The sequence below is a fragment of the Acidimicrobiia bacterium genome, assembly GCA_041394025.1.
Classification (GTDB): domain Bacteria; phylum Actinomycetota; class Acidimicrobiia; order IMCC26256; family JAOSJL01; genus JAOSJL01.
In genome coordinates this window covers 1-22,538 of record JAWKJA010000004.1, presented here as the reverse complement: position 1 = coordinate 22,538, position 22,538 = coordinate 1, and the positions used below count along the sequence as shown (strand labels likewise).

Genomic DNA, 22,538 nt, shown 5'->3' with positions numbered 1-22,538 from the left:
GCGCGCCCCCGGCGCGCCGGAAAGGTCGTCGTGCCCGGCACCGTGATCGTCGGAACCCAGTGGGGTGACGAGGGCAAGGGTCGCTTCGTCGACTACCTCGCCCGCGAGAGCTCGCTCGTGGTGCGCTACCAGGGCGGCCACAACGCAGGGCACACGATCGTGGTCGACGGCGAGACGTTCGGGCTCCAACTCGTGCCGAGCGGCGTGCTCTACGACAGCACCACACCCGTGATCGGCAACGGTGTCGTCGTCGACCCCGAGGTGCTCATCGAGGAGATGGACATGCTCGAGTCGCGCGGTGTCGACACCAGCCGTGTGCGACTCTCGGGGAACGCGCACCTCATCATGCCGTACCACCAGGAGCTCGACATGATGACCGAGCGCTACCTGGGCAATGCCAAGCTCGGCACGACCAAGCGCGGTATCGGCCCCACCTACGCCGACAAGGCGGCCCGGGTCGGGATCCGCGTGCAGGACCTCCTCGACCCCAAGATCTTTCGCCAGAAGCTCGACCTCGTGCTGCGCGAGAAGAACGGCGTCCTCGCCAAGGTCTACAACCGCCTGCCCATCGACGGCGACGAGCTGGCCGAGCGATACCTCTCCTACGTGCCACGCCTCGAGCCGCTCATCGACGACACGGTCCACCTCGTCCACGAGGCGCTCGACAACGGTGAGGAGGTCCTCTTCGAGGGTGCCCAGGCCACCTTCCTCGACCTCGACCAGGGCACCTACCCGTTCGTCACCAGCAGCAACCCCGTGGCCGGCGGTGCGTGCACCGGTGCGGGCGTCGGGCCGCAGGCACTCACGCGGATCATCGGCGTCACGAAGGCGTACACCACGCGAGTCGGCAGCGGCCCGTTCCCCACCGAGCTCGACGACGACGTCGGGGCGTTGCTCGCCGAGCGGGGCCACGAGTTCGGCACCAACACGGGCCGTCCCCGCCGGTGTGGCTGGCTCGACGCCGTCATGTTGCGCCACGCGGCGCGGCTCAACACCCTCACCGAGCTGGCGCTCACCAAGCTCGACGTCCTGGCACCGTTCGATGAGCTGAAGATCTGTGTCGCCTACGAAGCCGACGACGGCACGCGCTACGACCACGTCCCCTACCACCAGTCGGTCGTTCACAAGGTCCGACCCGTCTACGAGACGCTGCCGGGCTGGGGCTGCGAGATCGGGGAGTCGTCCGGCTACGACGACCTGCCGCCCGCGGCGCGCGACTACGTGCGACGCATCGAGGAGCTCGTCGGCGTGCCGATCCCGCTCGTGTCGGTCGGCCCGGCCCGAGACCAGACCGTCGTCCTACCCCGGGCCGCCTGAGGTGGCCGGCCTGACGGTCCTCGTCCTCGGAGGGGGTGGGCGCGAGCACGCCTTGGCGTGGGGCCTCTCGCGCTCGCCGGAGGTGGGTGAGGTGGTGGCGGCCCCGGGCAACCCGGGCATCGCAGCCCTCGGGCGCTGCGTGCCCGTCGACGCCTCCGACCCCGCGGCGGTCGTGGCGCTGGCGGCCGAGGTCGACGCCGACCTCGTGGTCGTGGGGCCCGAGGCGCCGCTCGTGGCCGGCGTGGTCGACGCCCTCGAGGCCGACGGGCGCCGGGCATTCGGGCCGTGCCGTGCGGGAGCCGAGCTCGAGGGCTCCAAGGCGTGGATGAAGGAGGTGCTCGCCGACGCCGGCGTCCCCACGGCTCGACACGGCGCGTTCACGCACGACCGGGAGGCCGATGCACTCACCTTTCTCGACACGCTGAGCGACCTCTGGGTCATCAAGACCGACGGTCTCGCCGGCGGCAAGGGTGTGGTCGTCACCGAGTCGCACTCCGAGGCCCGCGACGCCGTGCGCTCCTACCTCTCGGGTGACGCCTTCGGCGACGCCGGCCGCACCGTCGTGATCGAGGAGGGGCTCACCGGCGCCGAGCTCTCGGTCCTCGTCCTCTGCGACGGGGAGAACGCCGTGCCGCTGCCGCCCGCGCAGGACTTCAAGCGCATCGGCGACGGCGACGCCGGCCCCAACACCGGCGGTATGGGCGCCTACTCACCGGTTCCGGCGGCAGGCGCCGGTGTGATCGACACGGTCATGAACGAGGCCGTCGGTCCCACCCTCGACGCGCTCCGCCACCGCGGCATCACCTACCGCGGCGTGCTCTACGCCGGTCTCATGCTCACACCCGACGGCCCGAAGGTGCTGGAGTACAACGTGCGCTTCGGCGACCCGGAGTGCCAGGCCGTGGTGCCACGTCTATCGAGCGACCTGGCCGTCCACTGCCTGGAGGCGGCGTCGGGATCCCTCTCGACGCCGGTCGAGGTGAGCGACGACGCCTGCGTCACGGTGGTGCTCGCCGCCGACGGTTACCCCGCGTCACCACGGAAAGGTGACGTCATCCGAGGGATCGACGCCGCGGAAGCCCTCGACGGCGTGGCGGTGTTCCACGCCGGAACGACGTTCGGGGCCGACGACGGCGAGGGCACTGTCCTCACCGCGGGTGGCCGTGTCCTGGCCGTCAGTGCGCTGGGACCCGACATCGCCGCCGCCCGCGAGCGCGCCTATGCGGCGGCGGGCCTCATCGACTTCGACGGCGTGCAGTACCGCCGCGACATCGCCGCATCCGCCGCCATCTCTCCCCGAGATGGTGCGATTCCCGTCCCAGGAGACCAGTAAGTGCACCAACCCGGCCCGAGTTCCTCCCGAGATGGTGCACTCCCGTTGCCTATGGAAACGGGAGCGCACCAACCCGGCGGGGGTTCGGAAGGGAGGACGGCGTGATTTCCCGCTACTCGCTACCCGAGATGGCCGGCCTCTTCTCCGACGAGGCGCGCCTGGCGATGTGGGCCGAGGTCGAGGTGCTGGCCGTCGAGGGACGGGCGGCGATCGGCGCTGTCCCGGAGGCCGACGCGGCGGAGGTGCGCGAGAGGGTCGCCGTCGATGTCGAGGCCGTTCACGCCCGAGAGCAGGTCACTCAACACGATGTCGCGGCCTTCGTGGATGTCGTGCAGGAGCGCATCGGCACGCCCGCCGCGCGGTGGTTCCACTACGGGCTCACGTCGTCCGACGTCGTCGACACCGCCCTGTCGGCCACACTGCGAACGGCGACCACGCTGCTGATCGACGTGGTCGACCGCCTCGACGAGGTCCTCACACGGCGTGCCCACGAGGACGCCGCCACGCCCATGGTCGGGCGCACCCACGGGATCCACGCCGAGCCGACGACCTTCGGCCGCAAGGTCGCCCTCTGGGTCCTCCAGCTGCGCCGCGACCGGCAGCGCCTCGTGCGCGCCCGCGACGCCGTGTCGGTGGGCAAGCTCTCGGGCGCCGTCGGCACCTACTCCAACGTGGAGCCCGAGGTGGAGGCCTACGTGTGCGAGCGGCTCGGCCTCGCACCGGCGCCGGCCACGCAGGTGATCGCCCGTGACCGCCACGCCGAGTTCCTCTACGCCTGCGCGGCTCTCGGCGCCACGATCGAGCAGTGCGCCCTCGAGATCCGCCACCTCCAGCGCACCGAGGTGGCCGAGGTCTCCGAGCCCTTCGGCACCGGCGCCCAGAAGGGCTCGAGCGCCATGCCCCACAAGCGCAACCCGGTCAAGGCCGAACAGCTCTGCGGCCTCGCCCGCGTGCTGCGGGGCAACCTCCAGGCCGGTATGGAGAACGTCGCGCTGTGGCACGAGCGCGACATCTCGCACTCGTCGGTCGAGCGGATCGTGCTCGCCGACTCGGCCGTGCTCGCCCACTACATGACGGTGCGCATGACCACGATCGCCGACGGGTTGGTCGTCCACGCCGAGCGGATGCGCGAGAACCTCGACGCCTCGTTCGGTCTCGTGTTCTCACAGCCGGTGCTGCTGGCCCTCGTGGCGTCGGGCCTCACCCGCGACGACGCCTACCGCCTCGTGCAGGCCGCCGCCACCCGCGCGTGGGACGAGCGACGCCCGTTCCGCGACGTGCTCGGTGACGACGACGAGGTCACTGCCGCGCTCGACAGCGAGGCCCTCGACGCCTGCTTCGACCTCGACAGGGCCCTGGCGGGCGCCGGGCGTGTCTTCGACGAGCTCGACGAACCTCGCGACACCACGGTGGCCGGCGGCGGGTCGTGAACGACCCGGTCCACGTCGCCTCCGGCAAGGTCCGTGAGCTCTACGACGTCGGCGACGACCGGCTCGTGATCGTGTCGACCGACCGCATCTCCGCGTTCGACGTCGTGATGAGCGAGCCCATTCCCGACAAGGGCTGGGCGCTCACCCAGCTGTCGGCCTGGTGGTTCGAACAGACCTCGGGCATCTGCCCCAGCCACTTCCTCAGCGCCGATCCCGCCGATCTGCCCGGAGGCCTGCCCGACGACGCCCCCGGCCGGTCGATGCTCGTGAAGAAGGCCGAGCCGATCCGCCTCGAGTGCATCGTGAGGGGCTACCTGTTCGGCAGCGCCTGGGGGGAGTACCAGGAGAGCACCACGATGAACGGTGCTCCGATGCCTCCGGGGCTGCGCCAGGCCGATCCCCTGCCCGAGCCGGTCTTCACGCCCACCACCAAGGCCGAGACGGGCCACGACGAGGCGCTCACGGTCGACGAGGCCGTCGATCTCGTGGGCCGCAGCACCTACGACACGATCGAGGCCTACTCGCTCGCCCTCTACGGGTACGGCGCCACGCACGCCGCGACGTGCGACCTCGTGCTCGCCGACACCAAGTTCGAGTTCGGCGTGATCGACGGGGAGATCGCCGTGATCGACGAGATCCTCACGAGCGACTCGTCGCGCTACTGGGAGGCCGACACCTGGGCGCCGGGCACGTCGCCCCCGTCGTTCGACAAGCAGTTCGTGCGCGACTATCTCTCGGAACAGGACTGGGACCGCACCCCCCCACCCCCGCCGCTGCCCGACGACGTGATCTCCGGCACCCGCGCCCGCTACATCGAGGCCTACGAGCGCCTCACCAACCCCTCGTAGCGCGTCGTTGAGGCCGCCTCCGCCCTGCGGACCTCAGCGACGCACTACCCGTAGACGTAGGATCGGGGCGTGGAGTTCGCTGCGCAGGTCGACATCACGCTGAAGGAGGGGATCCTCGATCCCCAGGGCGCAGAGATCGAGCGCGCCCTACCGGCGCTCGGCTACACCAACGTCACCGACGTGCGCGTCGGAAAGACCATCCGGCTCGTTCTCGACGCCTCCGACGAAGCCGCCGCTCACACGCAGCTCGTGGAGATGTGCGACCGGCTCCTCGCGAACCCGGTGATCGAGTCGTACACCGTCGAGCTGACGCCCGCGGAGGCTGCCGTCTCGCCATGAGTACCCGCGTCGGTGTGGTGGTCTTCCCCGGCACCAACTGCGAGCTCGACATGACGCGCTCGCTGGGTGCCCTGGGTGGTGACGCCCGCATCGTGTGGCACGGCGACACCGACCTCACCGGCATCGATGCGGTCGTGATCCCGGGCGGTTTCGCCCACGGCGACTACCTCCGCACGGGTGCCATCGCCCGCTTCTCGCCCGTCATGGAGGCCGTGAACGCCTTCGCCGCCGACGGCGGACCCGTCGTGGGCATCTGCAACGGCTTCCAGGTCCTCACCGAGGCGGGGCTCCTCCCCGGCGCCCTCGGGAAGAACGAGCACCTCCGGTTCCTCTGCCAGGAGGTGGAGCTACGGGTCGAGACCACGTCGACGCCGCTCACGCACCGCGCCGGCGTCGGTGACGTGCTCAGAATCCCGGTCAACCACTTCGAGGGCAACTACGTCTGCGACGACGCCACGCTCGACATGCTGAGAGCCGATGACCGCGTGGTGTTCCGCTACGTGACCAATCCCAACGGCAGCCGCGACGACATCGCCGGCATCTGCAACGAGGGGCGCAACGTCGTGGGCCTCATGCCGCACCCGGAGCGGGCGTCCGACGAGATCCTCGGCTCGGCCGACGGCGTGGTCCTGCTCGAGTCGCTCCTGTCGACGACGCCGGCAACGGCCTGATCCCGACGGCGGGAAAACCGATCACGACCCGCGGGTGATGCCCGCCTTCTTGAGGACATCCGGCGGAACGCCGAGCTCTCTCCATGCGGCGTACGAGATCCCCTTGTCCTTCGAATATCCGGCCGCCAGTTTCACGAACGCCGCCTCCCTGGCGGCGTGATCGCCCGTCGATTCGAGGGCGGCGAGCTCGCCGCGGAGCTGCACGACCTTCTCCGCCCAGGCGGGTCGGCGCCCCGGCGTGGCGGCGTCGAGCTTCGCCTGCGCCTCGGCAAGCGCCTTCTCGACCGACGCCTTCGTGCGCTTCCGCCCGCGCTTGGGGCGGTTCTGCTCGAGCGACTCGAGGTACTCGCCGACGGCCTTGCTACCGGCGGCGTTGCCGCCACGCGTCTTCTTCGCCTTCTTCGCCATGGACAACTCCTGAAATCGTGTCGGAGAACGCTGGGAAAGGACACGCTAAACGACGCGAAGAACGGGGTCAAAATGCGAGACGACAAATCCAATCATTACGACATCGGGCCGGGCCCGTCGTGAGCACGGGACGCCGGGGACGCGCCCGTTAGGCTCGCCGCGATGTCGTCGAAAGAAACGCCCCCGGGGCCTCCGCTGTCCGGCCCGCCGCTGCACCGTCAGCTCGGCATGACCGACGACGAGTTCCACGCCGTCGTGTCGCTCCTCGGCCGTGAGCCCAGCCACGAGGAACTGGCGATGCTCTCGGTGATGTGGAGCGAGCACTGCTCCTACAAGTCGTCGAGCGTCCACCTGCGGCGCCTTCCCACGGAGGCGCCGTGGGTCCTCGTCGGCCCCGGGGAGGGCGCCGGCGTGATCGACGTGGGCGACGGGCTGGCCGTGGCCATCCGCATCGAGAGTCACAACCACCCCTCGGCCGTGGAGCCCTACCAGGGGGCGGCCACCGGTGTGGGCGGCATCATCCGCGACATCTTCTCGATGGGCGCCCGCCCGATCGCCCTCATGGACCCGCTACGTTTCGGGCCCCTCGACGACCCGCACGTCCGTTACCTCTTCGAGGGCGTCGTGTCGGGCATCAGCGGCTACGGAAACGCCGTCGGCGTACCCACCGTCGGCGGGGAGCTCGTCTTCGACGAGACCTACCGCGACAACCCGCTCGTCAACGTCCTGTGCCTCGGTGTGCTCCCTCAGGAGCGCATGGTGCTCGCGCGTGCCGAGGGTGAGGGCAATCTCGCCGTGCTGCTGGGAGCATCGACCGGACGCGACGGCATCGGCGGCGCCAGCGTCCTCGCGTCCGCCGGCTTCGCCGAGGGCGACGAGGAGAAGCGCCCGTCGGTGCAGGTGGGCGACCCGTTCGAGGAGAAGAAGCTCATCGAGGCGTGCCTGGAAATGCTCGAGCGCCGTCTCGCCGTCGGTGTTCAGGATCTCGGCGCCGCGGGCATCTCGTGCGCGGCGTCGGAGACCGCGGCGAACGCAGGTGCCGGGATGGACCTCGACGTCGCACGCGTGCCACGCCGGGAGCCGGGGATGACCGCCGTCGAGGTTCTCACCTCTGAGAGCCAGGAGCGGATGCTCGCCATCGTGACGCCCGACGACCTCGACGAGGTCACCGAGCTGTGCGACCGCTGGGAGATCCGTGCCTCGGTGGTCGGGCGTGTCACCGGCACCGGCCGCTTCCGTGTGTTCGACGGCACCTTCGACGCCCTCGGGGTTCCCGGCGCCAACCCCCCGCCACCTGCGGGAGACGCGCCCGCTCGCACCAGCTCCGACTCACCGCCCGTGGCCGACGTCCCGGCCGGCAGCCTCGGCGACGGGCCGTGCTACGAGCGTCCGATGGCCCCACCCGCCGGGCGCGACGGGATCGCCGCCGCCGACCCGTCCGCCGAGCTCGCCCGCCGCTTCGGTGCCGGCGCCGACTTCTCCGACGAGCTCCTCGCCCTGCTCGCCGTGCCCGACATCGCCGACACGTCGTGGGTGTGGCGCCAGTACGACCACCAGCTCTTCCTCAACACCGTCGTCGGCCCCGGCCACGACGCCGCCGTGCTGCGCCTCGACGGGACGAAACGTGGCCTCGCCCTCAGCACCGACGGGAACGCCCGCATGTGCCGCCTCGATCCGCGCGCAAGCGCGCGCCTCACGGTGCTGGAGGCCGCCCGAAACGTCGCGTGCGTCGGCGCCGTGCCCAAGGCGCTCGTCAACTGCCTCAACTTCGGGAACCCGGAGCACCCCGAGGTGATGTGGCAGTTCAGCGAGGTGATCGACGGCATGCGCGAGGCCTGCAAGGCGCTCGACCTCCCCGTCGTCGGTGGCAACGTGTCGTTCTACAACGAGTCGGGCGGCGCCGACATCGACCCCACTCCGGTGCTCGGCGTCGTCGGCGTGATCGAGAGCCTCGCTGCGCCACCTCCCACCACGGCGCTTCCCGACGGAGCGTCCGTCGTGGTGCTCGGTGAGACCGCCGACGAGACGGGAGGGTCGCAGTGGGCACGCCGCCACGGCCTCCACGGCGGTCGGCCGCCGGTCTCCGACCTGGAGCGGGCGGCCGCGCTGAACACCCTCCTGGCCGACATCGTCGGAGGACCCGGCGTCGTGGCCGTCCACGACTGCTCCGACGGCGGGCTGGCCGTGGCACTCGCCGAGATGGCGATTGCCGGGGACGTCGGCGTCGCCGTCGACCTCGACGACGTCCCGACACCCGCCGATGCCGACGTACCCCCGGGCGCGCTGTGCTTCGGGGAGTCGACGTCGCGTGTCGTGCTCGGTGTCGAGCCCGAGAGCGTCGATGACGTCGTGCGCGCCGCCGAGGACGCGGGCGTGCCGGCCGCCGTCATCGGACAGGCCGGCGGCGACAGGCTGTCCGCCCGCGACGGCAGCGGTGGCGGCTTCGACGTCCCGCTCGCCGCAGCGGCGTCAGCGTGGCGCGACACCATCCCGACCGCCGTCGAGGCCCCCGTCGACCAGACCTGACCCGATCCGACCCGTCCTGCCCCGACCCGACCTGGCCCGCCGCTTCTCCCCGAGATGGTGCGATTTCCCGGGCATGGAACGGGTTGTCGCACCATCCTGGCCGGTGCGTGCTCCGAGATGGTGCGATTTCCCGGCCATGGAACGGGTCGTCGCACCAACCTGGCGGGGGTGGAGGGAGTCAGGCGGCCGGGCGGCGGGCCTCGAGCTCGGTGAGCACCTCGTCGGGGACGACGAGATCGCCGCGGCCCGTGCCGATGCTCAGCCCGGGCTTGTAGGTGCCGTGGTAGTCGGAGCCGCCGGTGCGAGCGAGGCCGTGGCGCGCAGCCAGGGCCGACACCGCCTCGGTCTCCTCGGCCGAGTAGGTGCTGTAGAGGCACTCCAGGGCATCGAGCCCCGCGGCCGCCATCTCGGCCACGAACGCGTCGAGCGCGTCGTCGTCGAGACCCAGCGTGAACGGGTGCGCGAGCGAGGTGACCGCCCCCTCGGCGTGGGCCAGCTCGATCGCCTCCTCGGGGCCGAGCCGGAGACGCTCCACGTAGGCGGGCTTCCCCTTGGCGAGCCAGTGGTCGAACGCCTCCTGGTTCGATTCGACGTAGCCGTGGCGCACCATCACGTCCGCGATGTGCGGCCGTCCGACGGTACCCCCGCCCGCCACCTCCAGGATCTCCTCCACGGTCACCTCGCCCATCCCGTGGCGGTGCAACGCGTCGACGATGTGGGTGTTGCGGTTGACCCGGGAGTCCTGGATCGCGGCGAGCTTCGAGCCGAGAGGCCCCTCGGGGTCCTCGATGAAGTACACGAGGAGGTGCATCGTGCCGGGCGCGCGTCCGTCGAGCTCACACGAGATCTCGCAGGCGGGGACGAGGCGTACCCCGAAGCGCTCGGCGGCGGCGCGCGCCTCGTCGAGGTGCAGGAGGGTGTCGTGGTCGCTCAGCGCCAGGGCGGAGAGCCCGGCGCCGGCGGCCATCCGCAGGATCTCGGTGGGCGTGTCGGTGCCGTCGGACACGGTGGAGTGGGAGTGCAGGTCGATCACGGGACGATCATACGGGGGTGATGAGACTTTCTCCTTCGAGGTAGCTGACCACCTGCGACGCCGACCCGGCGACGTCGCGGTCGTGGGTGAGCACGCGTACCTCGGGGTTCAGCGGTTCCTCGTAGGGGTCCGACACGCCCGTGAACTCGGGGACCTCCCCGGACCGTGCCCTGGCGTAGAGGCCCTTCACGTCACGCTCCTCGCACACCTCCAGCGGCGTGGCGACGTAGACCTCCACGAAGTTGGTGATCGTCGAGCGGATCTCGTCGCGCACGGCACGGTACGGCGAGATGGCGGCCGTCACGGAGATCACGCCGTTGCGGGCGAGCAGACCCGCCACCCACCCGATGCGGCGGATGTTGATGTCGCGGTCCTCCTTCGAGAAGCCGAGACCCTTCGACAGGTTCTCACGCACCTCGTCGCCGTCGAGGAGCTCCACGAGCCGCCCGCGGCGCCGGAGCTCGTCGACGACCGCTGTCGCGATGGTGCTCTTGCCCGAGCCCGACAGACCGGTGAACCAGAGACAGAATCCGGGTTCCGATGTGGGCACAGCGCGACTCCTGCAGGCTCCGGCGCACTCGAAGATGCTGACGGGGCCCGACGCTACCGGAGCCCCGGCGTTTCCCCGCATCCGAACGACCCGGAGGGCCGGTCCGCGAACCGGCGCGTGGGATACTGGGTGCGTGGAGCGCGGTGTGGGTGAGTCCTGTGGGGTCTTCGGCGTCTACGCGCCGGGTCAGCCGGTCGCCGGCCTGTCGTACTACGGCCTCTACGCCCTCCAGCACCGCGGCCAGGAGTCGGCGGGCATCGCCACGAGCGACGGCGAGACCATCACCGTCGTCAAGGACATGGGGCTCGTCACGCAGGTCTTCGACGAGCAGAACCTCGCCGCCCTCGACGGTCACCTCTCGATCGGCCACGTGCGCTACTCCACCACCGGTACGAGCGACTGGCGCAACGCACAACCCGTCTACCGCTCCGTGGGAGAGGCCGGTTTCGCCCTGGCGCACAACGGGAACCTCACCAACACCGCGGCGCTCGCCGCCGACCTCGGCCAGCTCCCGGGGATGGTTCCCGACATGTCGGTGGCCGACTCCACGAGCGACTCCGACCTGATCGCCGCCATGATGGCGCAGTCGTGGGGCACTCGCGACCGCGCCGACGGCCGCGACCTCGAGGAGTCGCTGCTCGCCACGTTGCCGCACCTCGAAGGCGCCTTCTCGCTCGTGCTCATGGACGATGCCCACCTCGTGGGTGTGCGCGACCGCCACGGGTTCCGCCCGCTCGTGATCGGCAAGATGGAGGGCGGCTGGGTGCTCGCCAGCGAGTCGGCGGCCCTCGACATCGTGGGAGCCCACTTCGTGCGCGACGTCCAGCCCGGCGAGATGGTCGTGATCGACGCCTCCGGGCTGCGCGAGCTCCGGTGGGCCGATCCCGAGCCGCGGCTGTGCCTGTTCGAGTTCGTCTACTTCTCACGGCCCGACACCGACCTCTACGGCCAGAGCGTGCACGCCGCCCGCCAGAGGATGGGCGAGTCGCTGGCCGACCAGGCGCCGGCCAAGGCCGACATGGTGATGCCGGTCCCCGAGTCGGGGATCCCGGCCGCGCAGGGATTCGCGCGGGCGAGCGGCATCCCCTACGGCGACGGGCTCGTGAAGAACCGCTACGTCGGGCGCACCTTCATCGCCCCCAACCAGCAGATGCGCGGCATGGGCGTGCGGCTCAAACTCAACCCGCTCGTGGAGAACATCCGGGGCAAGTCGGTCGTCGTCGTCGACGACTCCATCGTGCGCGGCACCACCACCCGCCAGATCGTGAAGATGCTGCGCGAGTCCGGGGCAAAGGAGGTCCACCTGCGGATCTCGTCGCCGCCCTACCGCTGGCCGTGCTTCTACGGCATGGACACCGGTCGTCGCTCCGAGCTGCTGGCCGCCGACATGTCGGTCGGGGAGATCTCCGACTACATCGGTGCCGACTCCCTCGCCTATCTCGACCTCGAGCGCCTCGTCGAGGCCACGGGTGCCTCGCCGGGTTCCTTCTGCTCGGCGTGCCTGTCGGGCGAGTACCCCGTCGAGATCCCCGAGGCGTTGTCGAAGGACGTGCTGGAGCTTCCCCTCGACGACGGCCCGCCGGCGTCCACCGCTCCCACCGCTCTCACCTCCGGCGGCGGGCCCGTTCCGTCCCCCGCCGACGACGTTCGCGCGTGAGCGACCGACAGCGGGGTGGGCGCCGCCTCACCTACCGGGAGTCCGGTGTCGACATCGCCGCCGGCGAGAACGCGGTGGAGCGCATCAAGGAGCACGTCCGCTCCACGTTCCGTCCCGAGGTCGTCGGCGACATCGGGGGCTTCGGTGGCCTGTTCGCCTTCGACCCCACGCGGTACCGCGACCCGTTGCTCGTGTCGGCCACTGACGGTGTCGGTACCAAGTCGCTCATCGCACGCGCCGTCGGCGACTTCTCGAGCATCGGCATCGATCTCGTGGCCATGTCGGTCGACGACATCGCGGTGCAGGGCGCCGAGCCGTTGTTCTTCCTCGACTACATCTCGGTCGGCAAGCTCGATCCCGACATGATCGACGACATCGTGGCCGGCGTCGCCGCGGGCTGCCGCCACGCCGGAGCGGCGCTCCTCGGTGGTGAGATGTCGGAGCACCCCGGGATCATGGAGCCCGGTGAGTTCGACCTGGTCGGCTTCGCCGTGGGTGTCGTCGACCGGGAGAAGGTGCTCCCCTCCGGCGTGCGACCGGGCGACCGGGTGGTCGGCCTGGGTAGCGGGGGGCTTCGGTGCAACGGCTACTCGCTGGCGCGTGCCGCACTGCTCGACACCGCCGGTCGGGATCTCACCGGCCCGGCCTGGGCCGGCGCCCACCACTCCCTCGGTGAGGAGTTGCTGCGCCCGAGTGTGATCTACGCGCCCGCCATGTCCGAGCTGCGCGGCCACGTCGACGTCCACGCCTTCGCCCACGTCACCGGAGGGGGGATCCCCAACAACCTCAACCGGGTCCTGCCCGACCGCTGCGATGCCGTGATCGACCGCGGCCGCTGGGAGGAGCGACGGATCTTCGGTGAGATCCGCGAGGCCGGGAACGTCCCCGAGGACGAGATGGAGAGTGTGTTCAACCTCGGGATCGGGATGCTCGCCGTCGTGGCGGCCGCCGACGCCCTGCGCGCCGTCGACATCGCCCGCACCGCCGGGCACGACGCGTGGCTCGTCGGCGAGATCGTCGAAGGCTCCGGTCACACTCGCATCGCGCGTCAGACCTAGCTACAGCAGCCAGCGGGCGCCGACCCACGTGCGCTCCTCGCACGCCGGGCAGCTCATGAGACGTGAGTGGCGCCTGCCGGGGACCCACAGGAAGTACGGCAGGTGCCGCCGGGCGAACTCGACGTAGGGCACGCGGGTGCGCCCACCGCACGACGAGCACTCGACCACGACCGTTCCCACCTGCCGCTGCGCCGTCGAGTAGAGAGCCTCCTTGCCGGCCGAACGCCGACGTGTGCCGTCGCCTGCGTCGTCGGTGTCGGCGACCGGGCGAGAGTAGAGGGCGTGCCTACCGGCGGCCCGCCGGCCCTCCGATCCGGCGCCCTCGGGTGTGTCGAGGGTCACGGCGTGTGCGGTGCGTCGTCGCGTGTGGAGCGGATCGCCGCTGCGAGCTCGCGGTAGGCGGCCGCCCCCTTGACCTTCGGGGCGTGGTCGAGGACGGTGAGGCCACGCGCCGGTGCCTCGGCGAAGCGGATCGACTTGGGGATCGGCGGCTCGAGCACGGTCAGCCCGTAGCGGTCGCCGACGTCCTCGATCACCTCCCGGGCATGGCGTGTGCGCCCGTCGTACATTGTGGGAATCACGCCCCGCACGGTGAGGCGTGGGTTCGTGAAGGCACGGACGTCGTCGATTGTCTCGAGGAGTTGGCCGACGCCGCGGTGGCTGAGCGTCTCGCACTGGAGAGGGATGAGGATCTCCTGTGCGGCCGTGAGCCCGTTGATCGTGAGAATGCCGAGCGACGGCGGGCAGTCGATCAGAACGACGTCGTAGTCGTCGAGGACCGGCATCAGCGCGCGTGCGAGCGTGTGTTCCCGGCCGGTCTTCGTGAGCAGGTGCATCTCCGTGCCCGCGAGGTCGATGGTGGCGGGGAGCAGCTGCACCTTGCCGGTGGTCGTGATGACCTCGGCCGCCTCGGCGTGCCCGGTGAGGACGTCGTGCAGGGAGCTCCGCAGTGCCTCGGGATCGAGCCCCAGGGCCCACGTGAGACACGCCTGCGCGTCGAGATCGACGAGCAGCACCCGGTCGCCGAGCTCGGCGAGGGCCACCCCGAGGGTGTGGGTGGTCGTGGTCTTGGCCACGCCGCCCTTCTGGTTCGCCACGGCGAGAACCTGTGTCACGGCCCGTGAGTGTAGGGGGGTGACCCTGCGATTCGACCGCCGGGGCGAGCGACGTGGGTCACACGTCTGCGGTCACACACCTCCGGGAGCGGCCTGCACCCGCCGGGCCCCGGAGCCCTTGGGTGGCAAGCCTTTCACGGTTCGTGAAGCGGCGGCTTCCGCGCGTGACCGGCCACGCGCGCCGGTGTCGCGCACCATCAACGCGACGTCTCCCGAGGGCGTGAGCCGCCGGTACATGACTAGCTCGAATGAGCTAGAGAAGAATGACACCATGTAGCTATCGCCTATCGAGGACCAAAACAATACAGTGGTACCTGAAAGGGACACCGTTTCGGATATCCGGTCGAACGCGGAATGGAGCGCAGCTCCGCTGCGTTGCGACATCACGACAACAGCCGAGACAACCCAGACCCAGCCGACAACGAGAAGAGGCGGAGACATGGCAGCCGACAAGGACCCGATGACGAACCCGATCGAGCACGAGGAGCTGCTCACGCCCTCCGAGGTGGCCGCGATGTTCCGCGTCAACCCGAAGACCGTGACCCGCTGGGCCCGTGCCGGCAAGATCTCCGCGATCCGGACCCTGGGCGGCCACCGCCGCTTCAAGGCCTCCGAGATCCGGCGCTTCCTCGACCAGGTCGACGAGGACGTCGAGCTCTAGGCCCACCCACGGCCGGTGCGCCCGGCCCGTGACGACGACCAGACATGCGAAACGCCGGGCCCTCGGGCCCGGCGTCGTCGCGGGTGGCCGGGGACGGCGTCGATCCGTCGACCCCACGCTTTTCAGGCGTGTGCTCTGCCAACTGAGCTACCCGGCCGTGTTGTCCCCGGGTCGCCCCGGGCGTCGGCGTGCGGGTGAGCCCGCCCACCGAGCGGTCCTGACGGGATTTGAACCCGCGACCTCCGCCTTGACAGGGCGGCGTGCACTCCAAACTGCACCACAGGACCGTGACCGCCGGCGTCGCCGCCGGCACCAGCACCCCCAGGGGAATTCGAATCCCCGTTACCGCCTTGAAAGGGCGGCGTCCTAGGCCGCTGGACGATGGGGGCCCGTCTCCACTCGGGAGACTGAGAATCGTAGCAGCGGGATCCGGGCCTTCTCGCAGGGACTTCCCGTACCGGGGCGGCCCTGTCGGGGGCGGGTCCTTCCACTGCGTAGCCTTCTTCGCGGGCCGCTAGCTCAACTGGAGAGAGCATCGGGCTTTTAACCCGCAGGTTCGGGGTTCGAGTCCCCGGCGGCCCACTCCGGTACGCGCAACCCACGGGTGTTGCAGGCGCCCGCTACCGTTCGTTCGGCTTCGGAGCCTGGCCGGCCTGGCTCTTCCCGACATCCGACCCTGGGGAGAGCAATGGCCATCGATGAGCACACGCGACACCACGTGCACGAATGGGCGCGCCGGACGTGGGACGAGGAGGCGGCCGATACGCTGATGGAGATGCTTCCACCGGTGGGTTGGGCCGACGTCGCCACCAAACGGGACCTCGACGCACTCGAGGAGCGCATGGGCCTCCGCTTCGACGCCGTGAAGCACGAGTTCCGGGGCGAACTGCACGCCATGGAGAACCGGATTCTCCGCTCGACCCTGCGCTGGATGGTCCCCACGGTCCTCGCAGGCGTCAGCGCCTCCGCTGCGCTGGCGCGCCTGCTCTGACGACGCCGCGTTTCCCGCCGACGGTCGTCAGCTCCGACCGGAGGTGTGGCGTGCGTCGGTGATCCGGTAGCGGAAGAACTCCCCGTCATCCCGGCGGTCCGAACCCCGGTGCCAGGCGACCCGCCCGGCCGAGGCGATCGTCACTCCGTCGAAGGTCGCGACGTCCTCCACGATGCTCCCGAACCGGTGCTCGGCGAACGAGCCGTCGGGATCTCCCCACCGCAGCATCGACAACTCGCGTAGGTGTCCCTCGGCGTCGACGCTGACCGTGACGTCGAACGAGTCGTCGTCGACGGGCACCGTCACGACGGCACGTTCGTCGTCGACCGGCGTCCAGCGTGCACCCGCCGCCGGTGTGAGTGCCTGGGGGAGCCACGCCACCGTCTCGGCGGCCAGACGTCCCCGCGCGCTGCGGTCCACGTCGGGCCCGGAGGCCCGGGCGACAGGAACGAGACCCCAGAGCCGGAAGTCCAACGCGCCCCGACCGTCGTGGTAGCTGTCGGAGCCGACGAAGCGCAGAGGCCCACGCCCGACCGTGGCGTCCCACACGAACCCCGTCCCGGCACGGACCACCTGGCGGGCACGGAACGGCATCCACTTCTTGAGCTTGATCTCGCCCTCCATGGTGAGGACAACGCCCGAAGCGAGTTCGGTGCCCTCGGTCAGGGAGCTCGCGAGGAGCCGACGAGCCGGAGCCGGGAGGTCGAGCGTTTCGTCGGAGCTGAACGTCCCGATCGGCGGCATCGGGCTCGCGAGGTCGTCGAACGCCACTGCCGCATCAGATCGTGCACCCATGCGCCGACCATCCTGTCACCGGGCGTGCCACCGTGAGCGCCCGGCACCCCTCAGGCACCCCTCGACCGATGGTCCCCACGATGAGCGGCAACAGAGGCCGATCCGGAATCAGGCGGGTGTGTGCTCGTCGATCCAGATGTTGCTGCAGCGCTCGCACACGTCGTCGGCGATCACACCCCAGCGCATGAGTAGAGCGAAGAGGCGACAGCCGAGGCAGAGCGCGAACACGGCCTCGAGGCCGGCGGCCACGACGATCATGGCCACGAACACGTACGCCGCTCCCGTGAGCCCGAACGCGAAGTGCAACACGAGTGCCGTCACCGACAGGGTGGCGCCGATGCCCTGGGCGAAGCGCTTCGGCGGCCCCGCCACGTAGGTGGCGAGCACCGACAGGTTCGGCACGATCACCCGTGTCACGAGCTGGCCGAGCGGGCTCAGCGTCGGGCCCGTGAGCACGCGGGCGACGAAGCCGTAGGCGAGCGGCACCAGGATCCACGGCTGCTGGAAGACCAACGTGGCGACGGCCATCACGACCACGCCCGCCGCGACGAGTCGCGCCGAGAGCTCGTTGACCGGGTTGGGGAAGCTGAACAGGTCGCTCGCCCACGTGGCGGGCCGGGTGCGCGTCATGTCGATCTCGGATGTGGTCATGGCGTGAACGTCCCTTCGAGGTGCCAGATTCCGGTGAAGTCGTTGAACGGCCCTCCGACGATCTGGCTGGACCACTCGAGCACGTACGCGCCGGTGGCCTCGTCGTAGGTCCCGCTCACCGGGGCGGTGAGCCCGGGCGCCGAGCCGTCGGGCTTGGGGGAGCCCTGGTTGAAGAACTCGTTGTTCCACGACGCCACGACAGCGGAGACCTGGCCGCTGAGCTCCCCGTCGGACACCGAGATCGCCGGAGCGTCGACCCCCTCGTCGAGCTGGGGGTCGACCTCGTTGGTCGAGATGCTGAACGCGATGGCCGTGAACGGTGTCGGTTCGATGACGGCGTCGGCGAGCGAGTTGCCGTCGGCGTCGAAGGCCGGGTCGGGTGCGGGCTGGTAGGAGCCGGTCACGAGACCGCCGTCGGCGCCCGGCGACACGGTCGTGAAGGTCTTGTCGTCGCAGCCGCTGTCGGGGTTCTCGAAGAACGGGCCGTCCGACACGGTGCCGTCGGGCAGGACCAGCTTCAGGTAGGAGCCGGAGCTGAAGCCGCTGGCGTCGCACACACCGGCGTCGACGGCGAAGGTGCCGACGAGCTCGCCGTTCCCGCTGTCGTCGGTCGTCGTGGCGCCGGAGTCGGTGCCGGACTCCGTGCCGGTGTCGTCGCCCGAGCTGCTGTCGTCGCTGTCGCACGCTGCGAGCAGCAGCGCCAGGACGGCGACGACGGAGAAGACGGTGCGGATCGGGTTCCTGGTCATGCGGGGGTCCTCACGGGTTCGCGGGCGGGTGGTACATCGAGTGCTGCATCGTCGGAGGCCGTGTCGACGGCGGGGGTTCGTCGCGGTCGAGGGTCGCGGGCGGCCAGGGCGGCGAGCAGCGCCACGGCGAGTCCGGGCACGACGAAGAACCACGGGAACAACGTGAACGACGGCAGCGCGGCGACGGCGTCGTAGTTGTCGACGTTGTCGCTCATGGCCCCGATCATCGGGGTCATGTCGTTGATGATCCCCGTCCAGTCGTCGCCGAGCTGCGCCACGGCCGGGAACGTCGCCGCCAACTCGTCGCCGCCGAGGCCGGTCTCCTCGAGCGCGGGAACCAGCTCCAGGCGGATGGCGCCCTCCCCCGCGCTCATCGTGCCGAAGTAGCCCTGCGTGGTCCGGACCCGCTCGCGGGTCATCATCGTCGTGAAGTCGTCGATCATCTCGGCGCCGGCGGGAGCGCGCGTGAACATCTGGAACACCGCGGGTGTGATCACGAGGGCGACACCGGCACCGACGAGCACCTTCACGAGAATGCGGCGCCGTGGAGCGACGAGCGCGGCCACGCCGAGACCCGCGACCAACAGCCCCGGCCCGACGAAGAACCACGGGAAGAGCGTGAAGGAGGGCAGCGCGTCGACGTCGCCGAAGTTGTCGACGTTGGCCCCGACCGTGTCGAGCAGGTCCGACATGTCGGCGTCGATGTCGGGCCAGGCGTCGGCGAAGGCCACGAAACCCGCGAACCGCTCGTCGAAGGCGTCGCCGTCGATGTCTGCCTCGGCGGCGAGGTGGGGACGCACCTGCTCGTCCACCTCGGTGACCGCCGCGTCGATCTCGGCCATGTAGGCCTGGTAGGTGTCGATGCGCTCCTCGGTCATGTAGGGGCGGAACTCGTCGATCATCGTGGCGCCCTCGGGGGCGCGGCTGAACATCGAGAAGGCGACCGGGGCGAGGGCCAGACCGGCGCCGACGCACACGATCGCCACGAGGGGGCCGGTGCGCAGCTTCGTGGGTGATGCGGAGTTCACGGAGCGGGATCCTCGGTTCCGGTCGGGGGTCGGCCCCCGACCGGGTGGGGGACGGCAGGCGGCGTTACGATCACGGCCCGGAACGGTAGGCGCCAAAACCCGACCTGTCTAGTCGGGAATTGGGATTTCCGCCGCACGCCCCGGCGCCGGCGCACGGGTGCAGGACGAGTACGGACGAGCACAGGACACGAGGCGGGGAGAAGAGACCAGTGGTGGCCGAACCCACGAAGTACCTGTTGGACGAGTCGGACCTTCCGACCAGGTGGTACAACCTGGTCCCCGACCTGCCCGAGCCGCCACCGCCGCCGCTGCATCCCGGTACCCGCAGCCCGCTCGGGCCCGACGACCTGGCGCCCCTGTTCCCGATGGGGCTCATCGAACAGGAGGTGTCGGCCGAGTCGTTCATCGAGATCCCCGAGGAGGTGCGCGACGTCTACCGGCTGTGGCGGCCGTCACCGCTGTACAGGGCGCACCGGCTCGAGAAGGCGCTCGGGACCCCGGCGCACATCTACTACAAGTACGAGGGTGTGAGCCCCGTCGGCTCGCACAAGCCCAACACCTCGGTTCCGCAGGCCTACTACAACGCGCTCGAGGGGGTCCGTCGGCTCACGACAGAGACCGGCGCCGGCCAGTGGGGCGCCGCGCTCGCCTTCGCGTGCTCCCTGTTCGACATCGACTGCGAGGTGTGGCAGGTCCGTGCCTCCTACGACCAGAAGCCGTACCGCAAGTCGATGATGGAGGTCTTCGGCGCCACGGTGCACCCGAGCCCGTCGGAGGTCACCGAGGTCGGGCGCAAGATCCTCGCCGACGACCCCGACACTCCCGGCAGCCTCGGCATCGCGATCAGTGAGGCCGTCGAGGTCGCCGCCTCCGAAGAGGCGACGCGCTACGCCCTCGGGTCGGTGCTCAACCACGTCCTCCTGCACCAGACGGTCATCGGCGAGGAGGCGCTCCGGCAGATGGCCATGGCGGGGGAGACCCCCGACCTCGTCGTCGGCTGCGTCGGAGGCGGCTCGAACTTCGGCGGTCTCACCTTCCCGATGATCCGCGAGAAGCTCGCCGGGAACCTCGACTGCGAGATCCGTGCCGTCGAGCCGGCGGCGTGCCCCACGCTCACCCGGGGCACCTACACCTACGACTTCGGCGACACGGCCGGCATGACGCCGCTGCTCAAGATGCACACGCTCGGCCACGACTTCGTGCCCGACCCGATCCACGCCGGAGGACTGCGCTACCACGGCATGTCGCCGCTCATCTCCCACGTCTACGAGCTGGGCCTCCTGACAGCGGAGAACCGGCACCAGTCCGAGTGCTTCGCGGCCGGGGTCGAGTTCGCACGCACCGAGGGCATCGTGCCCGCGCCCGAGCCCACCCACGCCCTCGCCGCGGCCATCGACGAGGCGAGGACGTGCATCGAGACCGGGGAGGAGAAGGTCATCCTCACCGCGCTCTGCGGCCACGGACAGCTCGACCTCGCCGCCTACGACCGGTACCTGAGCGGGGACGTCGAGGACTACGAGTACCCCCAGGAGAGAATCGACGACGCCCTCACCCGGCTCCCCGACCCGCAGGTGTGAGACACCCGGCCGGGCGCCGACGGTCGACGCGGTGTCCGGGCACCTGATACGACGGGCGTCCGTCGACGATGCCGCAGAGGCGGGTGACGCGCTCGCCGCCGCGTTCGCCGCCGATCCCAACATGCTGTGGATGGCGCACCACCCGCGCGACCCGACCGCGAGGTTCCGCCCCTTCTTCACCGCGGACGTCCGGCTCGCGACGCGAAAGGGCGGCCACGAGGTGTTCGTTCTCGAGGCCGACGGCCGCATCGAGGGTGTCGCCGTCTGGACGGGCATCGACGAGTGGAAGACGTCGCTGTCGGACAACATCCGCCTGACACCCGCGGCGCTGCGGACCTTCCGGTTCCCGCTACGCGCGATGCGGATCCAGGCGGCCGTGGAGCGGGCCCACCCGAGCGCCCCCCACTTCTTCCTCGCCGTGTTCGGGGTCCACACCCGCGCCCGGGGGCGGGGATACGGGTCGGCGATGCTCCGCGACATGACCGGGCGTCTCGACGAGCAGGGCATCGACGCCTACCTGGAGAGCTCGAACCCGCGCAACGAGTCGATCTACCGCCGCCACGGTTTCGAGGTGAGCGGCGAGATCACCGTGCCGCAGGGCGCGCCCCCGCTCGTACCCATGTGGCGGCCGGCGAGGAACCCCTGACGACGCCGCCGGGCAGAGGAGTCCTTCGGGGAGTACCGGTCAGGGCATCGACTCCGCGATCCGGTCGCCGGTCTCCTTGTCGATGGCGCGCCAGTACTCGAACGCCCGTTGCAGGACCGGTTCCGACACACCGTCGGCGAGGTGCCCCGAGACGTTGGCGACCAGGCGGTCACGCTGGTCGTCGTCCATCACGTCCCGCACCAGCGTGCCGGCCTGGCCCCAGTCGTCGTCGTCGGCCCGCAGCGTGTACGCCGCGTGGACGAAGTCGCCGTCGGCGGCCCACTGCGCTGCGTCGGGATACGTCCCGGGATCGGCCTGCGGGCCACCCTTCGAGTTGGGGGCGTAGACCGGGTCGGTGACGTTCTCCACGCGCATGGCGCCGTCCTTGCTGTAGCTGTGGACGGGTGCCTGCGGCCTGTTGACCGGGATCTGCTTGTAGTTGGCCCCTATGCGGGCCCGGTGTGCGTCCGCGTAGGCGAAGACGCGCCCGAGCAGCATCTTGTCGGGGCTCACGCCGATGCCGGGCACGAGATTGTTCGGCTCGAACGCGGCCTGCTCGATCTCGGTGTGGAAGTCGGTGGGGTTCCGGTCGAGGGTCAGCCGTCCGACCTCGTGGAGCGGGTAGTCGCCGTGGGACCACACCTTGGTCAGGTCGAACGGGTTGAACCGGTACGTGGCCGCCTCGTCGAAGGGCATGATCTGGACCTTCAGGGTCCAGCTCGGGTGGTCGCCGCCGGCGATGGCGTCGAACAGGTCGCGTCGGTGGTAGTCGGCGTCCTCACCGGCGAGCCGGTCGGCCTCCTCCTGGGTGAGGAAGTCGATGCCCTGGTCGGTCTTGAAGTGGTACTTCACCCAGAACCGCTCACCGCCGGAGTTCACCCACATGTAGGTGTGGCTCGAGTAGCCGTTCATGTTCCGCCACGTCCGGGGAATGCCGCGGTCGCCCATCAACCACGTGACCTGGTGGGCCGACTCGGGCGACAACGTCCAGAAGTCCCACTGCATGTCGTGGTCGCGCAGCCCGTTGTCGGCCCGGCGCTTCTGCGAACGGATGAAGTGCTGGAACTTCATCGGGTCGCGTAGGAAGAAGATGGGCGTGTTGTTGCCCACCATGTCGTAGTTGCCCTCGGACGTGTAGAACTTCAGGGCGAAGCC

23 protein-coding genes and 4 tRNA genes are annotated in these 22,538 nt (G+C 70.3%); 14 read left to right on the top strand and 13 right to left on the bottom strand.

What is annotated here, in order from left to right; genetic code table 11:
- Positions 1-30: 30 nt before the first annotated feature.
- The 6 genes from R3A49_11570 to purQ all read left to right on the top strand — a co-directional run bounded on the left by R3A49_11570 (position 31) and on the right by purQ (position 5,938).
- The gene (locus R3A49_11570; protein ID MEZ5171369.1) at positions 31-1,317 is read left to right on the top strand and encodes an adenylosuccinate synthase; all 1,287 of its coding nucleotides are present in this window, start codon (positions 31-33) and stop codon (positions 1,315-1,317) included.
- A 1-nt stretch (position 1,318) separates the two neighbouring features.
- Positions 1,319-2,650, top strand: a complete 1,332-nt coding sequence (gene purD / locus R3A49_11565; protein ID MEZ5171368.1) for a phosphoribosylamine--glycine ligase — start codon at positions 1,319-1,321, stop codon at positions 2,648-2,650.
- A gap of 101 nt (positions 2,651-2,751) precedes the next feature.
- Entirely contained in the window at positions 2,752-4,080 is a 1,329-nt protein-coding gene (gene purB / locus R3A49_11560) for an adenylosuccinate lyase (GenBank protein MEZ5171367.1), read from the top strand.
- A complete protein-coding gene (locus tag R3A49_11555) occupies positions 4,077-4,928 on the top strand; it encodes a phosphoribosylaminoimidazolesuccinocarboxamide synthase (protein ID MEZ5171366.1) in 852 nt (283 codons plus the stop codon). Before purB ends, R3A49_11555 begins: the two co-directional genes overlap by 4 nt.
- A gap of 69 nt (positions 4,929-4,997) precedes the next feature.
- Positions 4,998-5,267, top strand: coding sequence for a phosphoribosylformylglycinamidine synthase subunit PurS (gene purS, locus R3A49_11550; protein ID MEZ5171365.1), 270 nt, complete (start codon positions 4,998-5,000; stop codon positions 5,265-5,267).
- Complete coding sequence (gene purQ / locus R3A49_11545; GenBank protein ID MEZ5171364.1) at positions 5,264-5,938, top strand: phosphoribosylformylglycinamidine synthase subunit PurQ; 675 nt, start codon at positions 5,264-5,266, stop codon at positions 5,936-5,938. The genes purS and purQ overlap by 4 nt, the downstream gene beginning before the upstream one ends.
- A gap of 21 nt (positions 5,939-5,959) precedes the next feature.
- On the opposite strand, the gene R3A49_11540 is transcribed toward purQ, so the two are convergent.
- On the bottom strand, positions 5,960-6,346 hold the full coding sequence (locus tag R3A49_11540; GenBank protein MEZ5171363.1) for a hypothetical protein: 387 nt from the start codon (positions 6,344-6,346) through the stop codon (positions 5,960-5,962).
- 162 nt (positions 6,347-6,508) lie between these two features.
- Here R3A49_11540 and purL point away from each other — a divergent pair, with 162 nt between their 5' ends.
- On the top strand, positions 6,509-8,872 hold the full coding sequence (gene purL, locus R3A49_11535) for a phosphoribosylformylglycinamidine synthase subunit PurL (protein MEZ5171362.1): 2,364 nt from the start codon (positions 6,509-6,511) through the stop codon (positions 8,870-8,872).
- 178 nt (positions 8,873-9,050) lie between these two features.
- Here purL and R3A49_11530 read toward each other — a convergent pair whose 3' ends face one another.
- Together R3A49_11530 and cysC are read right to left on the bottom strand one after the other, a co-directional pair.
- Entirely contained in the window at positions 9,051-9,905 is an 855-nt protein-coding gene (locus R3A49_11530; protein MEZ5171361.1) for a PHP domain-containing protein, read from the bottom strand.
- 7 nt (positions 9,906-9,912) lie between these two features.
- Complete coding sequence (gene cysC / locus R3A49_11525; protein ID MEZ5171360.1) at positions 9,913-10,455, bottom strand: adenylyl-sulfate kinase; 543 nt, start codon at positions 10,453-10,455, stop codon at positions 9,913-9,915.
- Positions 10,456-10,588: 133 nt separating this feature from the next.
- Between cysC and purF the strand changes: the two genes are divergently transcribed.
- Positions 10,589-12,112: an amidophosphoribosyltransferase gene (gene purF / locus R3A49_11520; protein ID MEZ5171359.1), complete on the top strand. Its 1,524-nt coding sequence runs from the start codon at positions 10,589-10,591 to the stop codon at positions 12,110-12,112.
- Positions 12,109-13,170, top strand: a complete 1,062-nt coding sequence (purM, locus tag R3A49_11515) for a phosphoribosylformylglycinamidine cyclo-ligase (protein ID MEZ5171358.1) — start codon at positions 12,109-12,111, stop codon at positions 13,168-13,170. The genes purF and purM overlap by 4 nt, the downstream gene beginning before the upstream one ends.
- Here the strand turns inward: purM and R3A49_11510 are convergent, their stop codons facing one another.
- Complete coding sequence (locus R3A49_11510; protein ID MEZ5171357.1) at positions 13,171-13,512, bottom strand: hypothetical protein; 342 nt, start codon at positions 13,510-13,512, stop codon at positions 13,171-13,173. It lies immediately after the preceding gene.
- Entirely contained in the window at positions 13,509-14,285 is a 777-nt protein-coding gene (locus R3A49_11505; protein MEZ5171356.1) for a ParA family protein, read from the bottom strand. The genes R3A49_11510 and R3A49_11505 overlap by 4 nt, the downstream gene beginning before the upstream one ends.
- A 460-nt stretch (positions 14,286-14,745) precedes the next feature.
- On the opposite strand from R3A49_11505, the gene R3A49_11500 reads away from it, so the two are divergent.
- Complete coding sequence (locus tag R3A49_11500; GenBank protein MEZ5171355.1) at positions 14,746-14,946, top strand: BldC family transcriptional regulator; 201 nt, start codon at positions 14,746-14,748, stop codon at positions 14,944-14,946.
- 84 nt (positions 14,947-15,030) lie between these two features.
- Here the strand turns inward: R3A49_11500 and R3A49_11495 are convergent.
- The 3 genes from R3A49_11495 to R3A49_11485 form a co-directional block, all read right to left on the bottom strand.
- A tRNA-Phe gene (locus R3A49_11495) sits at positions 15,031-15,103 on the bottom strand.
- Between the two features lie 55 nt (positions 15,104-15,158).
- A tRNA-Asp gene (locus R3A49_11490) sits at positions 15,159-15,233 on the bottom strand.
- Between the two features lie 29 nt (positions 15,234-15,262).
- Positions 15,263-15,335 (bottom strand) — tRNA-Glu (locus tag R3A49_11485).
- Positions 15,336-15,454: 119 nt separating this feature from the next.
- Between R3A49_11485 and R3A49_11480 the strand changes: the two genes are divergently transcribed.
- Positions 15,455-15,528, top strand: a tRNA-Lys gene (locus tag R3A49_11480).
- Positions 15,529-15,634: 106 nt separating this feature from the next.
- Complete coding sequence (locus R3A49_11475) at positions 15,635-15,937, top strand: hypothetical protein (GenBank protein MEZ5171354.1); 303 nt, start codon at positions 15,635-15,637, stop codon at positions 15,935-15,937.
- Positions 15,938-15,964: 27 nt separating this feature from the next.
- Here the strand turns inward: R3A49_11475 and R3A49_11470 are convergent, their stop codons facing one another.
- From R3A49_11470 to R3A49_11455, 4 genes are all read right to left on the bottom strand, one after another.
- Positions 15,965-16,732 (bottom strand): DUF6544 family protein, encoded by a 768-nt coding sequence (locus tag R3A49_11470; GenBank protein ID MEZ5171353.1) that lies wholly within the window; start codon positions 16,730-16,732, stop codon positions 15,965-15,967.
- A gap of 108 nt (positions 16,733-16,840) precedes the next feature.
- On the bottom strand, positions 16,841-17,383 hold the full coding sequence (locus R3A49_11465) for a DUF4395 domain-containing protein (GenBank protein ID MEZ5171352.1): 543 nt from the start codon (positions 17,381-17,383) through the stop codon (positions 16,841-16,843).
- Positions 17,380-18,132 (bottom strand): hypothetical protein, encoded by a 753-nt coding sequence (locus R3A49_11460; GenBank protein MEZ5171351.1) that lies wholly within the window; start codon positions 18,130-18,132, stop codon positions 17,380-17,382. Before R3A49_11460 ends, R3A49_11465 begins: the two co-directional genes overlap by 4 nt.
- Positions 18,129-19,160 carry a hypothetical protein gene (locus R3A49_11455; GenBank protein ID MEZ5171350.1) on the bottom strand — a complete coding sequence of 344 codons (1,032 nt, stop codon included), beginning with the start codon at positions 19,158-19,160 and terminating at the stop codon, positions 18,129-18,131. Before R3A49_11455 ends, R3A49_11460 begins: the two co-directional genes overlap by 4 nt.
- Before the next feature lie 212 nt (positions 19,161-19,372).
- Here R3A49_11455 and R3A49_11450 point away from each other — a divergent pair, with 212 nt between their 5' ends.
- Entirely contained in the window at positions 19,373-20,737 is a 1,365-nt protein-coding gene (locus R3A49_11450) for a TrpB-like pyridoxal phosphate-dependent enzyme (GenBank protein MEZ5171349.1), read from the top strand.
- A gap of 31 nt (positions 20,738-20,768) precedes the next feature.
- The gene (locus R3A49_11445; protein MEZ5171348.1) at positions 20,769-21,383 is read left to right on the top strand and encodes a GNAT family N-acetyltransferase; all 615 of its coding nucleotides are present in this window, start codon (positions 20,769-20,771) and stop codon (positions 21,381-21,383) included.
- Positions 21,384-21,422: 39 nt separating this feature from the next.
- On the opposite strand, the gene R3A49_11440 is transcribed toward R3A49_11445, so the two are convergent.
- The coding region (locus R3A49_11440) for a catalase (protein MEZ5171347.1) at positions 21,423-22,538 on the bottom strand (1,116 nt) is incomplete at its 5' end.